The organism is Empedobacter sp. GD03861 (assembly GCF_029840885.1).
In the GTDB taxonomy this organism is placed as follows: Bacteria; Bacteroidota; Bacteroidia; order Flavobacteriales; family Weeksellaceae; genus Empedobacter; species Empedobacter falsenii_B.
Genome location: NZ_JAOCDJ010000009.1, coordinates 53,129 through 68,056, shown reverse-complemented (window position 1 = coordinate 68,056; position 14,928 = coordinate 53,129). Strand labels below are relative to the sequence as shown.

The window sequence follows — 14,928 nt, the reverse complement described above, 5'->3', positions numbered from 1 at the left end:
AAGAGAATCTAGATCATATAAATGTAGATTTCTCTTATATTATAAATGTTTTTTTTAACTAAATTCAAAAACTGTTTTTGAATAATATTTTTCTTCTGAATTGTAAATCTTTTGAGGAAAATTTGGTTGATTTATTGAATCAGAAAAATTCTGCGTTTCTAAACACAAAGCTGTTCTAAAACCATCTGTCGTTTCATTTTTCAATGTAACTTTATCAGACATAAAATTCCCTGTATACAACAAAACACCTTGCGCAGTTGTATAAACATTTAATTCAATTCCAGAAAGGTTTCCCTTTAAAGTTACTGCATGATTCAACGTTTCATCAAATGTTTGCTTTAAAACATAAAAGTGATCATAACCATTTCCAAAAATCAATTGTTCATGATTATCATTTATAGATTCTCCAACCTTTTTAAAATTTCTAAAATCAAAAGGTGAATTTTCAACTTTTAAGAAATCTCCACTTAGCGAATAATCCGCATTAAGCGTTGTAATTTGACTTGAATTAATCTGTAAATTATGTTCTAAAATCGTCCCATTTCCTGCTCCATTTAGATTGAAATATGAATGATTTGTCAAATTAATAATGGTATCATTTTCTGAATCCCCAAAATACTCAAGAATTAATTCGTTTTTTTCTGTTAAGGTATAATGAACTTCAAAATGAATTGGTCCAGGAAAACCTTCTTCCAAATGAGGATATTGATAACGAAAAATGATTTTATTTTCTTCTAAAGAAGTTGACCAAATGGCAAAATGAAGTCCTTTATGACCACCATGCAATGTATTTTCTCCATTATTCTTAATTAATTGATAGGTTTTATCTTTAATTTTAAACTGAGCATTCGAAATTCGTCCCGTAAAAGGTCCAATAATAGTTCCATAATAAGGTTCATCTTTCGAAAGATATTCTTCCGCAGTTTGCATTCCGATTACAACATCAGTTAGATTATTTTCAGAATCAGGAACAATCAAACTAACAATACGCGCACCTAAATTAGTGAATTGAACAGTCATTCCATTCGAATTACTTATCGTATAAAGATCGATAAATTGATTTTCGTGTATAAAACGAAATGCTTCAGCATCCACTAAATTTGCTTTTGAATTTGTCATAAAATTTTATATTTAATCAACAAAAGAAGTTCCATTTCCTATACTAACTTTCAATGGAGTTGGCTCAAAACCAAATTTAGCTTTGTAAAGAGGTGTAATTTTTTCAATCACTTGATCGCGATTTCCTTTCTTGATAATATTAATTGTACAACCACCAAAACCACCTCCCATCATACGTGCGCCGATAACTTCTGGAATCACTTGAACATTTTCAATTAAAAAATCTAATTCATCACAACTTACTTCATATTGTTTACTCAATGCCCAATGCGCCTCGAAAAGTAATTTTCCTAACGCGTCAAATTCATGATTTTTTAAAGCTGCATTTGCCTTTGTTACACGATCATTTTCTTCAACAACAAAACGAGATTTTGTATATATATCTTGAGATTTTGGTAATACAATTTCATCTAATTGCTCAACCGTTATATCACGCAAAGATTCAACAGAAGAATATTGTTCTTTTATCCATTCTACAGCTTGTTCACAAGCCACTCGTCTATCATTATATGCAGAAGATGCAAGATTATGTTTGACATTTGTATTAAGCAAAAGAATTTCATAATTTTCCCAATCTAATGGAACATAGTCAAATGATAAATCGCGACAATCTAATTGAATAGCGTGATTATCTTTACCCATAATAGAAGCAAATTGATCCATAATTCCACATTTTACACCAACATAATCATGTTCTGTTTGCTGACCAACTTTTGCCAAATCAACGCGAGAAAGCCCGATTTGAAATAATTCGTTCAAAGCAAAACCAATTGCGCTAGAAAAAGCCGCAGACGAAGAAAGTCCAGCTCCCAAAGGAACATCACCAACTACATAAGCATTAAAACCTTTTATTTTAGATGTTTTAGTTTGAATAATTTCACTTACACCAATAATATATTTTGACCAATCTGGCGCATTACTCAAATCTTGATTTAAAGCTGTTTGATAGTTTTCTTCATAATCAGACGAATATAAATGTAATTCTTCATCATTTCGTACACTAACTGCAACATAAATATATTGATCAATCGCGGCAGGCATCACAAAACCTTGGTTATAATCGGTATGTTCTCCAATAATATTAATTCGACCTGGAGATTTTACAACAATAGTTGGCTCTTGATTAAATTGTTCTTTAAAAGCTTGAATAATAGTTTCTTTTGCAATCATTTTTTAAATGGTTTTATAATGTTTTGTGGATTGATTTCTAATAACTTCTACTGCAAATTCTGGTGTAATATCACGTTGAGGATTTCCTAACATTTCATATCCAACCATAAATTTTTTGACAGTTGCAGAACGTAATAAAGGTGGGTAGAAATGCATATGCCAATGCCAAAAATCGACCTCATCAGTATTCACTGGCGCTTGATGCATACCAGCCGAATATGGAAAAGATATTTTAAAAATATTATCGTAGCGGGTTGTTAATTCTTTTAATGTTTTGGCTAAATCTTTTTTTTCTTCTTCTGTAAATTGTGAAATATCTTGCATATGTCTTTTACTAATAACAAGCGTTTCATACGGCCAAGCTGCCCAAAAAGGAACGACAACGATAAAATGTTCATTATTAATAACAACACGAGTCGCCTCCTTTTCTTCTTGTTGCCAATAAGCTGTTAACAGAGATTTTCCGTTTTTCTCAAAATACTCTTTTTGTTGCTTCGTTTCTTTTACAATTTCTGAAGGTAGTGATTGTTGTGACCAAATTTGACCATGCGGATGCGGATTACTACATCCCATAATTGCACCTTTATTTTCGAAAATCTGAATATATTTAATCCATTCATTTTTAGATAATTCTGAAAATTCTTTTTGCCAAACATCAACCACTTCTTTGATTTCATCAACTTCCAATTCAGGAAGCGTTAAATCATGACGAGGTGAGAATGCAATTACTTTACAAATTCCTTTTTCGGCTTCAGCTTTCAAGAGATTGTTTTCATTGTAAGTTTCTTCTTCAGTAGAATCTAATAAGGCAGAAAAATCATTCGTAAAAACAAAACTATCCGAATAATTAGGATTTATTTGTCCTTCGGCACGTTTATTTCCAGGACACAAATAACATGTTTCATCATATTGTTGTCTTTGTTCTTCGTGAATATCTTCTACCTGACCTTGCCAAGGTCTTTTACTTCGATGAGGAGAAACTAATATTTTTTCTCCTGTAAGTATGTTTGTTCTTAAATGTGGTTGTTCAAAATTTAGCATATGAAGAATTACTTTTAATAAAACTGAAAGTTATCAATTTAAATTAAAAATATAAAGTAAATACAAGAGTTCTTACTCTCACCATATCTAGTAAATATGCTTGTTAGAAAGAATTTTGAAATAAAATTTTACTTATAAATCAATAATATGATATCGTTTCTATTATTATTGAAATTTTTAGAATTAACTTTTTATATATTTTTCTGAGAAGATCATAAATTCAATAATTATAGTGAGTTTTTTGAAGAATTTTCGAGATAATTTAGCTGTATCAAAATAGAAAAGTAGATGAAAAAAATAATGGTTCTAATGGTTTGTAGTCTTTTGGCTTCTTTTGGAAATGCACAAGAATATACAACTAATAATATTATAATAAAGCAAGGAAATCAAACATTTAATATTGATAAAGCTGATCAAACAATTACGCTTCGTCCTGAAGAATTTAGTATTGAATATCTAAATAAACCTTATCAAGAAAAGAAAAATCTGTTTTACGCTGCACAAGCATTAGTGACTGATAGTTCGGCTGATGTTAATTTTCAAGAAGGAATAAAGATAGAAAGCATTCCGTATTTTGAATCTGGTAGTGGTTTTGCTGCAGAGAAAAACCAAGTCATATATTATCCGTTTTTATCGTATGATGGACATCAATATTTATATTATGTTTCAAATAATGAAAAACGTGTGGATAAAATTGGAACGTCTGGAAATTGGGATATTTACAAATGGACATTAAAAGGTGTTTATCAATATGACGCTGAAATGGATTGGAATATTTACGACAACGATCAAGTACATATTGCTTTAATTATTGATCGAAATTTAGACGAAATTCTTCAAAAGGGTGAATTTTTCGACGTTCATATTAACTTTAAGAAATAACAATAACCTATATCCTAACCTACCTCAACTTATGTACAAACTAAAACAGTCTTCGGATTGTTTTAGTTTCTTTGATTCTACAAAAGACATTATATTAGCTCAAATAAACTCAACATCACAATATGTTAAAAAGTAACAGTGCTTTAAAAACTCTTTTTTTTCAACTTATAGTCATTATTTTATGCGCTATTAGTGGAATTGCTAATGCACAGGAAGTACTGATTAATTTTGAGAATCAATATAATAAAACGGCTCCTAATTCTATTGAACGATACGAAATAACCGGAAAATATGCGCAAGCTTTATTGTTTAATAATCAAAAAGAAAAAGCTTTCACTGTTCTGAAACAAAATATTTCGAGCGCCGAAAAACTGAGTGATGGAAAATATGCTGCTTATTTACATGCTGTTTCTGCAATGAATAATCGTATTGATGATAATTTGAGTGCAACAAACTATAATTTGCAAAAAGCAATTTATTACAGCGGACGCACAACTGATTATTCAACAAAAGGATATGTTAAATATTGTGAAGGATGGTTGAATTTAAGAAACAATGAAGATTCTAAGGCTGTAAAAAATTTTATTGATGGGCTTAAATTTCTAGATAAAGCTACTATTACGCCAACTGTTCTTACACGAATGAGTTCTATTTATAACGAATTGACTGGAATTTATTCGAGATGGGATGATTACGAATTACAAGAAAAGTACAGCAAACTTGCTTTAGATGTAGCGCTTAAACAAAATAATCCTAATCTAATTTTTACTTCTTATATGTCGATTGGATACATGTATGAACAAAAATTTATGCAGAATGAAAAGAATATTTTTGTACGAGATTTAGCCGAAAAATATTATTCTAACGCAATTAATACGTATTATAAAAAAAAAAATGAAATGGCTACCGCAACAGATTTGTCGTTTGTTGCTATTAATCTAGCCAATTTATATCTTCAGTTTTATCCAAAAAACTATCAAGGAAAAGTTATCAAATATGCCAATTTAGCCAAAGAAATAGGAGAACAAAATAATCAATCCGATCACGTTGCCGCTGCTAATGGTATTTTAGCCGAATTATCTTTGCAGAATAACGAAGTTTCTACTGCAAAAAGCTATTTACTTAATTCGCTTATAAAAGTTCATGAAAATACAATTCTAGACAAGAATATTCTGCTTTCTCTGTATTTGAGTTTATCTGATATTGAAGATCGTGAAGGGAATTACAAAGAAGCTTTGCGTTATTATAAATTGTATACATCTACTTACAAAGAAATTTATGATAACGAGCAAGCGCAGATCAGTAAACGTTTAGAAGCTCAATTTGATAAAGAACGTCAGCAACAACAAATGATTCGTTTACAATTAGAAGCTGAGAAAAAAGAGCAACAAATTCAACTAATGCACTCATTAGGAATTCAACAAGAACAAGAGTTAGAAAATGTAAGATTAAGTGAAGATTTTCAACGTAAACAATTAAAGTTATCTCGATTAGAATCCGATAAACGCTCACAAGAATTAACTATTTCTGAACAGAATTTAAGGCTTTCTAAACTAGAAAATAAAAATAGAAAGGATGAATTGGTCAATTATATCACAGAACTTAATTTCAAAAATAAATTAAACAAGTATTATATCTTTTCGATTATCTTTTTCATCGCCTTACTTGCTCTTTTACTTTATGCCTTAAAACAACGCAACAAACATCTAAAACAACGTGAAGAATTGTATAAATTGGAAATTGAACAAGAACGTCAAAATTCTAAAATATCTACTTTAACAGCACTTCTTGATGGTCAAGAGCAAGAACGTGCTCGTCTTGCACGTGATTTACATGACGGTTTAGGTGGCTTACTTTCTGGAACAAAAATTCAATTAACGCATCTCAACGATAAAATTGACAATCATTCTAAAAAGGATATGGCAAAATCCATTCATCAATTAGATGGAGCAGTTGATGAATTGCGTCGTGTAGCACATAATTTAATGCCAGATTTGTTGTTGAAATATGGTTTGGAAGAAGCCTTAAAAGAATATGCAATCCGAATGTCAAATGAACAATTGGATATTGATGTTCAATTTTTGAGCTATACTAATTCTCTTGACAAAGAAAATCAATTATTGGTCTATCGTATCATTCAAGAATTAGTAAATAATGCCATTAAACATGCAAATGCAGCACAAATTATCATCCAATTTGTAGAAGATGAGACAAACTATTCTGTAACCGTTGAAGATGATGGGAAAGGCTTTGACATGAATAATACAAAACTAACGAAATCAGCAGGTTTACATAATATTCAATCACGCATTCAATTTTTAAAAGGACAATTAAATATACATTCAGAAATCGATTTAGGAACAAGTATAGAGTTCCAATTTCCTAAAATATAACTTATGATAAAAATAGCAATCACAGACGATCATCCTTTATTATTAGAAGGTTTGCGAAATATTTTGAGTAATCAACAAAACTTACAAGTGGTCGATTGTTATGCTTCGGCTCAACAATTACAAGAAGCCTTAAAAACAACAGAAATTGATATTCTTTTGTTAGACATCAATTTATCGGATACTAATAGTATTGAATTGATTAAACCTTTCAAGAAAAAATATCCTGATATGCACATTATTATGTTGAGCGTACACAATGAATACGCTGTAATTAATAGTTGTTTGGAAGAAGGTGCTTCGGGTTATATTCAGAAAAATGCTTCTGTTGACGAAATATTAGAAGGAATTAATTCTATTTTTGATGGAAAGAAATTTCTTTGTTCACAAACCAAAAATGTGATGAGTAAAAAAGAAAAAGATGGTTTGAATACGATTCCGAAATTGACGCGTCGCGAAAAAGAGGTTTTAATTGAAGCTGCACAAGGATTAACAACACAACAAATTGCAGATAAGTTATTTATTAGTACACATACGGTAGATAGTCATCGAAAAAATTTGATCGAAAAATTTAAAACATCAAATTTAAGTTCAGCAATCACATCAGCAATAGAATATGGATTGATTTCAAAACCTTAAAAAATACCTATAAATAGGGATATTTTAATTCTAAAATTTTTATCAATTTTGAAAAAGAAATAACAATCTATATTTCAACCACTAAACAACCCAAAATAAGATTACTAACCAATTCTTATTACCTTAACTACATCTATTGAAAAATCGCTTAGTTCTCTACTTAAGCGATTTTTTTTATATTACTAATTAACTAAAAGTCGTGAGCTCTTCCGTCTTTATTTTTGCAAAAAACTGAGAAATAGGAAGGTTAAAATTAGATCAAGTAAGTTTTCAAAACGATTTTTCATCTAAAATGTAAAAAAACAAGTATCCAGAAAGGATTCAACAATTTCTTAAGAAGAAACAGAATTTTTTATCTAGAAGTAAAATTGAAATCAAAAAACCAAACTTTCATAAAAATTTGGCTTATAATTTTATCGAAATAATTCTAAAATTTCGTCTACTGTAACCTTTCCAAAATAATCTGTTACATCAATAGAATTCAGAACTTTTGTAATTTCTTCTTCGTTATGTTTAACACCAATTAGTTTATTTTCTAAACCTTCAATCGGTTCTGAAGCGAAGAAATCACCAAATATTTTAGCTTTTTCAATTATTCCGCCTCGCTCTACATCCAAGTGAACTTCAATAAAACCTGCTGGAATTTTCTTTGCATTTTTGAAATTATATTTTGGTGAAAAACCAAAATTCCAATCCCATGTTTGGTATTTTTCTTCAATCAATTTCGCAATACCATTCAAATCTTCGATTGTTAAATGATAAATTGTCGCTCCTTCATTTGTTTCTAACATTTCATCAATCAACAAAGCTTTCAACTCATCCGTCGTCATTTCATTTGGAAAATACTCAATCAAATTAATCACGCGCGCACGATTAGATTTGATAGCTTTATCCACATATTTTAAGGGATTAATTTTTAACGCATCGCCTAAAACAGACATATCCGAATTAAAAAGGATCGTTCCATGTTGAATCATTTTTCCATTACGAGCCAATTTTGCATTTCCACTAAACTTTTTACCATCAACCAACAAATCATTTCTTCCTTCCAATTTTGCAGGAACATTCAAATCGTTTAACAATTTGACAACAGGTTCTGTAAAAGTCGAAAAATCCATAAAATCATTCTCTCCCAATAAGGTATGGAAAGAAAAATTTAGATTCCCTAAATCGTGATAAACAGCTCCACCACCCGACATGCGACGAACAACTTTGATATTATTCTCAGTCACATAATCCAAGTTAATTTCTGCCAATGTATTCTGAAATTTTCCGACAATTATTGACGGAGCATTGATATACAGCAAAAAAATATCTTCTGTTGGATAGTGGTACAATAAATATTCTTCTAAAGCTATATTGAAATACGCATCATGAGATGGCGAATCGATGATAATCATACAATTTATTTTTGCAAAGTTAGGAAGAAATTTATGGAATGAAAAAGAGACAACTTTCCTAAAAAAGTTGTCTCATCGCATTTATAATATAAACTATTAAAGAGAATATTAAATGTTTGTCATCATCTAAATCCCTGTAAATTTAATTCCTAAACTCATCCAAGTTGTTGGCAACGGAATGGCTCCAGCTTCGTTATACGTAGTATTAAAAATGTTTTGTGCATCAAAATAAATACTCAAATTATTTTTGAATGAATGATTAATTCTTGCATCAGTAATCCAATAAGATTTATATGATTGACGTGTATTATAACGATTCGCTAAACTTAAAGTAGTTCTTCCGATTGCATAATCTATTGTATTGATTAACTGATGTTTTAAACTTTCTATTTTATATTTAGAATTGTATTGATCATCAACATTTTTAAACTCAGGATCAAGATAAGAATAGCTCAAAGAAAATTTCAAACTCTGGTTCGCAGAAAGGTTTGCTAAATATGAAACCTTCGTATTAAATCCATGTGTTCTCAAATCTCCAAAATTTTGCGCTTGCCAAGGTTCATTAGATGTTAAACGTACCCAATCGATAAAATCTGTGATCGAACGATAAAAATAATAGGCATTAAACGTCCAATTTCTTTTGTTGTATTTGAAACCAATTTCTGTTTGAAATGCCTTTTCAGATTCAACATTTGCATTCCCTATATTTCCTGGTCGTTGATCCAAATATAAATCTGTAAACGAAGGAATTCGCTGGCTTGTACCTGCATTTACCATTAATTTCAAGTTCGAATTTACCGCATAACTCGCATCAATTCCTGGAAATGCTTGCCAACCATATTGAGAATTATAGTTAACATACGTTCCTATATTTACATTCAGTTTTGGTGTAATATCCGTTTTATATTCCGCATAAAATCCAACATTATCGCGTGTATGATTTTTGATACTTGTGGATGAAATTTGCTCATTTCGGTATTCAACTCCTACTCCAATTTGCCCTTTATTCAATTGATACGTAGAATTCACTTCTCCCGAAATAGAATTTGAATAATGCAGAGAACGCGCTTTACTCAAATCGTTTTTATAATAGCGATAATCATCAAAATTGTAACGATAACTCACTCGTGGCGCTAAGGTAATTCGATCCGATAATTGATGCTTTGATTGAATGTTAACTAAAGTTGTTTCAACCAATTCTTTCGAATTTTTATCACCCGGAGATGCATAAAAACCATTTGCTCCAAATCCATTTTTCACATAACCATACGAAGCAACTAAACTATTGTCATCATCAAACTGAAAATTCCCTTGATAATACAATTTATTGTTCTCGTAAGCCGTATTGTATCGGTATCCATTTCCCCAATCATGGCTCACATACAACTGATGTTGATGCGTTTCTTTTGCCAAATTCGCACCAAGCTGCACACCTCTACTTGTGTAGGTATCGCCTGTATCTTCGCTATCTTTCTTAAAATTTGTACCAAAATAGGTATTCGCATAAACGCCCGTTTTCTTTGGTTGACGCGTGACAATATTAATAACACCTGTCAAACTATTATTTCCATAAACACGAGCAGCCGGACCACGTACCACTTCAATTCTATCAATCGCTTCTAGGGGAATGGGAAGATTTAACGCATTATGAGCCGTTTGATGATCCATTATTTTTACACCATTCAACAAAATCAATGTTTGCTCAAAACTTCCGCCATCCATCGAAATATCAGCTTGCGTTCCAAACGGTCCTCGTTGACGCAAATCTATTCCAGATGCATACTGCAACACATCTTGCAAAGAACGCGCAGGTAATTTGTTTATTTCTGATTTACTTAACACATAAATGTTTCTATTCTCTTTAGAAAGTGGCGTATTCAGACGGTTATCTAAAATAGAAACTTCTCCTATCGCAATGGTATCATTCGCATTTTGTGCAAAAATACTTTGTGCAGCTAAACACAATACCATAGTAATCTTCTTCATTTTTGACTAATTATTTAATTAATTGAGTTAAATCTGATGCGAAAGTAGTACCTTTCCGACCTGTCATAATATACCAGTTTACAGATAATGAATAGTCCGGCTGAAATACCATACAAAAGTTTTATCAAAATCGAACGCAATTCGGATACACCGATTTATCTTCAATTAGCGAATCAACTGGCTAAAGCTATACAATTAGGCTATATTCCAAGTGGAACAAAATTACTTGGAACGAGGCAATTAAGTGAGATTTTAACACTTCATCGCAATACAATTGTCAATAGTTTTCAGGAACTTGAAGCTCAAGGTTGGATAGAAATCGTTCCAAATAAAGGAAGTTATGTGTTAAGTCAAACTTCTCAAAAGTTTCAAAAAACCATTGTTCCAAAGCAATTTTCAATCAATTTGTATCCTGATAAAACGGGTTTTCAATTTGAACAATCGATACTTTTGGATAATCCGTACGAAAGTTTTAATCAACGTTTATATTTAACGGATGGAACAATCGATCATCGGTTAGCAGAATTAAAACTTCCTGCTAAATTATATTCAGCTATTTTAAAACGAAAAACTTCAATTTCAAAAGTAAATCATTCCAAAAATGATTATTTTTTAAAGAATTTAGCGAATTATCTCAATTTAACACGAGGTTTACATATTTCGAAAGAAAATATTTTGGTAACGAGAAGTTCGGAAATTTCACTTTTTTTAATTGCTGAAATTCTACTAAAACAAAATGATTTTGTCGCTGTCGCAAATTTAAGTTACTATAAAAGTAACATGATTTTTCAGACACAATTTGCTAAAATCAAACAAATAAAAACGGATCAATTTGGAATTGACACCGATGATTTAAGAAGATTATGCGAGCAATTTCCGATACGAATTGTTTACGTTACACCGCATCACCATTATCCTACAACGGTTACATTAAGTTCGCAAAGAAGAGTTGAATTACTACAACTTTCGCAGGAATTTGGTTTTGCAATTGTGGAAGATGATTACGATTTTGATTTCCATTACAGCAATCATCCAATTTTACCTTTGGCAAGTTCGGATCAAAATGGAATGGTTCTTTATACTGGAAAATTTGGTCATTACCTTGCACCAGGTTACCGAATTGGATTTATTGTAGCACCGAAAAATCTAATTCTTGAAGCGAAGAAACACTTATCAATTCTTGATCAACAGGTTGATCCATTTATCGAACAAGTTTTAGGTGAAATGATTAGTGAAGGTGAAATAAATCGAATCCTAAAAAAACATCGTAAAACCTATCGAGAACGACGCGATTATTTTTGTCAGAAATTGAAAACGGAATTAAATGATTTTATCAGTTTTACTAGTCCAAATGGAGGTTTAGCTGTTTGGATTAATTTTAATCAACCTATAAATTTAATGGAATTAAAACGAAATTGTTTAAAAAATGAATTGTTTATTCCACAAACAATTTTATATCAAACCCAACATCAAACTGGAATTCGCCTTGGATTTGCGCATCTAAATTTTGAAGAAATAGATGAAGTAATTTCAATTTTGAAACAAGAAATCACAAAAAAAGCTGAATAAATTTCAGCCTTTATATTTTTATGTAGGATTAATTACAATTAATCTAAAATCAATGTAATAATTAATTCCTATAAAATAAATCAACGCTAAAAAAGCATAAATTATAAATTGTTTTGATGGTCTGATTTTGAATTTATTGAGAAAAATTCTAACCAAAAAACTAAGTATAATCAATTGTAAAACAACCAAAAAAGAATACTGAATTACAAAATACATAACACTAGAAAAATTCACCATACCAATTGAACCATAACTTATATAAGATTCGTGAAGAAATAATACTAAACAACTTACAAAAGAAACAATAAAACTAAATAGTACAGATATTAAAAATGTTTTAAGTATTGGGTTCATTATTTTTTATCTCTCAACTTGAATGTCCACGTAAATTGAAATTCTGAAACAACATCTCCTTCCTCGTCTACGCCTCTACTTGTCACATTTAGCGATACACCTTTCTTGGTTTCGATCGCTTCTTTTATAGCTGCATCTATTTTTTCTCCATCTTCGCAAGTAAACACAATTTTACCAATAGCTTTCTTCAAATACTTCGATTGCATTCCCAAAACCAGCATCGAAATATCTTCTCCAGATTTCGAAATCTTAGCATTTGCCATCAAACCAGAAGAAAATTCTGCCGCCATTCCTTGCACTGCCCAAAACATACTTTTGAATGGATTTTGATTAAGGAATCCATATTTTACTCGTGTCGAAACTTTATTTTCTTCCCACGACTCCAAACGAACACCCGCAATCCATGCAATCGGAATTTGAGTGGTCAATATATTTTTAAAAAGTTCTTTGTTCATCTTACTAATTGATCAAAAGGGTTAATAGGAATAAATGTAAATGTTTTATTTGACTTATTTTCTATAATTATAGTTGAATGTTCATCTAAAATAGAAAATAGTATCAAACTCCTTTTTCAGCGTAACAGAGAATTTCAATTTTCTTTTGATTTAGACATCGCTTAATCTCAGACTTAGACTTACATTTCTTTTCACATCTAAAATCATTAATCTGTAATCTTCCCCTCAAACCAAATACTTTTTATATTTTACATAGTACAATTCCAAAAAATAGTTTGTTTTAGTTTAACATTTTCATTTTTAAAATAGTATTTTGCATAGATGAATGTTTTCTCTTATCATATCGCAAAGCTTAGCTATTTTCAAGCCTTTAAAATGGTACTCTTTCCTATGAAAACAAGTAAGATTATTGGATTAAGTCATTCCGAAACGATGTCTGCTATGAAATTAGGTTCGCCTATTTTTTCGAAAACGAGAATTTTTAACCAAACTATTGTTGTATTTGTGCAATGGGAAGATGAAAAATCTTTAGAAAACTTTCTAAAAAATAATTCTCGCGGAAAACTTTTAGCAAAAGGATGGCATATTCGATTAGATTTTTTGAGACAATGGGGAAGTATTTCTGGTTTTCAAATTCCAACAGAAAAAAATGACGATAATAATAAAAATGAGCCTGTTGTTGCGGTAACAATTGTACGAATGAAATATACAGAGATTCCTCGTTTTCTACGCTGGGGAAGACCTGTCGAAAAATTAGTTCGAGATCACAAAGGCACAACACTTTCGTTAGCTTCTATTCGATATCCTAATATTATTTCGACATTTTCTATTTGGAAATTTCAATCAGAAATGACGGATATGGTGAATGGACATAGCAAAATGCCTGATCCAAAAAGACATGCTAACGCAATGAAAGAGCGTAATCGAAAGGATTTTCATTTTGAATTTACAACACTTCGTTTTAAGCCAATATCAGAGCATGGACAATGAAATAATTGCAATTCTTTTCTTCCTAAAAACGAAAATATTTAGATGAATTTAGCTTTTACAATGCAGAAATTTCAGGATTGGTTTACGCAACAATGGGTAATTCTTTGGGGAAGAAAAATTAATCCAAACGATTATCCGTGGTTGATTGCTCCTTTCGGTGAATTGAACGGAATTGGTGAAGAATTTATGTATCAATTAGCGAAAAAAGAAAATTTAATTATCGTTCGAAATTCAACTTCAAAAGGATTATTAAGTTCTATTCATGAATTAAATTTAACTGATCATCAGCTCAGTAATCTATCAAAAAAAGTAATTGATTTTTATGAAACTACTGCAGATTATGATTTAGAATTTAATGTAAAATGGAATCCTTATTTTTCATTTTTTGGCTATTTGGTCAACCGTTTATTTAGTCAGCGAATTAATCAATTAAATATTCCAACCAAAAATATTGCACAATCCGAAGATTTGGTAAGTGAAATTATTACACTAAATCATCCGCAAAACAATGAAATTATTTATATCATTTGGTTGAGAAAATTCAAAAATTCAGGTAAAGTCATTTATTCGGGAATTTACGGAACCTGTACACTTCCTTCTGGTAAAACCTGTATCAAAGCTGTTTTTCCTTTACCAAAAGGCAATGCAACGGTAATTATGAAACCAAGTGTTGGTCTTGAAAATGAATTAATTTTAGATTCGAGAGGAAAACAATTTGGCGATGCTGGTTTCTACTTTTTATTGAATGATGCTAAACACAATTATTGGGCACAATTTATTTCTTCGTTTACCGATCAATTAATTGTAAAAGAAAAAGATAATCATTTACAAGCAATTCAAACCTTAAAGCTTTGGGGATGTAAAGTTTCGCAATTTATATATCGCATTCGGAAGAAAAAGTCGTTTCATAAAATTAAATGATTTTATTATACT

Annotated in this window: 12 protein-coding genes; 6 read left to right on the top strand and 6 right to left on the bottom strand. The window is 30.5% G+C overall.

The window, feature by feature from the left end:
• Positions 1–54: 54 nt before the first annotated feature.
• From N5D03_RS06950 to N5D03_RS06940, 3 genes are read right to left on the bottom strand one after another with little or no spacing between them, the layout of a single operon-like run.
• Positions 55–1,119, bottom strand: coding sequence for a galactose mutarotase (locus N5D03_RS06950; RefSeq protein ID WP_280051254.1), 1,065 nt, complete (start codon positions 1,117–1,119; stop codon positions 55–57).
• Between the two features lie 12 nt (positions 1,120–1,131).
• Entirely contained in the window at positions 1,132–2,289 is a 1,158-nt protein-coding gene (locus tag N5D03_RS06945) for a galactokinase (protein ID WP_280051253.1), read from the bottom strand.
• 3 nt (positions 2,290–2,292) lie between these two features.
• The gene (locus N5D03_RS06940) at positions 2,293–3,330 is read right to left on the bottom strand and encodes a UDP-glucose--hexose-1-phosphate uridylyltransferase (protein WP_280037801.1); all 1,038 of its coding nucleotides are present in this window, start codon (positions 3,328–3,330) and stop codon (positions 2,293–2,295) included.
• Positions 3,331–3,618: 288 nt separating this feature from the next.
• Between N5D03_RS06940 and N5D03_RS06935 the strand changes: the two genes are divergently transcribed.
• From N5D03_RS06935 to N5D03_RS06925, 3 genes are all read left to right on the top strand, one after another.
• The gene (locus tag N5D03_RS06935; RefSeq protein ID WP_280037800.1) at positions 3,619–4,212 is read left to right on the top strand and encodes a hypothetical protein; all 594 of its coding nucleotides are present in this window, start codon (positions 3,619–3,621) and stop codon (positions 4,210–4,212) included.
• A gap of 122 nt (positions 4,213–4,334) precedes the next feature.
• Positions 4,335–6,605 carry a sensor histidine kinase gene (locus tag N5D03_RS06930; protein ID WP_280051252.1) on the top strand — a complete coding sequence of 757 codons (2,271 nt, stop codon included), beginning with the start codon at positions 4,335–4,337 and terminating at the stop codon, positions 6,603–6,605.
• 3 nt (positions 6,606–6,608) lie between these two features.
• The gene (locus tag N5D03_RS06925; RefSeq protein ID WP_125349324.1) at positions 6,609–7,241 is read left to right on the top strand and encodes a response regulator transcription factor; all 633 of its coding nucleotides are present in this window, start codon (positions 6,609–6,611) and stop codon (positions 7,239–7,241) included.
• A gap of 413 nt (positions 7,242–7,654) precedes the next feature.
• Here the strand turns inward: N5D03_RS06925 and N5D03_RS06920 are convergent, their stop codons facing one another.
• Together N5D03_RS06920 and N5D03_RS06915 are read right to left on the bottom strand one after the other, a co-directional pair.
• Positions 7,655–8,641: a lipoate--protein ligase gene (locus N5D03_RS06920; protein ID WP_280051251.1), complete on the bottom strand. Its 987-nt coding sequence runs from the start codon at positions 8,639–8,641 to the stop codon at positions 7,655–7,657.
• 126 nt (positions 8,642–8,767) lie between these two features.
• A complete protein-coding gene (locus N5D03_RS06915; RefSeq protein WP_280051250.1) occupies positions 8,768–10,627 on the bottom strand; it encodes a TonB-dependent receptor in 1,860 nt (619 codons plus the stop codon).
• A gap of 87 nt (positions 10,628–10,714) precedes the next feature.
• Here N5D03_RS06915 and N5D03_RS06910 point away from each other — a divergent pair, with 87 nt between their 5' ends.
• Positions 10,715–12,196, top strand: a complete 1,482-nt coding sequence (locus tag N5D03_RS06910) for a PLP-dependent aminotransferase family protein (protein ID WP_280051249.1) — start codon at positions 10,715–10,717, stop codon at positions 12,194–12,196.
• A gap of 353 nt (positions 12,197–12,549) precedes the next feature.
• Here N5D03_RS06910 and N5D03_RS06905 read toward each other — a convergent pair whose 3' ends face one another.
• Positions 12,550–13,005: a DUF4442 domain-containing protein gene (locus N5D03_RS06905; protein ID WP_280051248.1), complete on the bottom strand. Its 456-nt coding sequence runs from the start codon at positions 13,003–13,005 to the stop codon at positions 12,550–12,552.
• A gap of 390 nt (positions 13,006–13,395) precedes the next feature.
• Between N5D03_RS06905 and N5D03_RS06900 the strand changes: the two genes are divergently transcribed.
• Together N5D03_RS06900 and N5D03_RS06895 are read left to right on the top strand one after the other, a co-directional pair.
• A complete protein-coding gene (locus N5D03_RS06900) occupies positions 13,396–13,995 on the top strand; it encodes a hypothetical protein (protein WP_314543407.1) in 600 nt (199 codons plus the stop codon).
• Between the two features lie 42 nt (positions 13,996–14,037).
• Positions 14,038–14,916 (top strand): hypothetical protein, encoded by an 879-nt coding sequence (locus N5D03_RS06895; RefSeq protein ID WP_280051246.1) that lies wholly within the window; start codon positions 14,038–14,040, stop codon positions 14,914–14,916.
• The last annotated feature ends 12 nt before the right edge of the window (positions 14,917–14,928 follow it).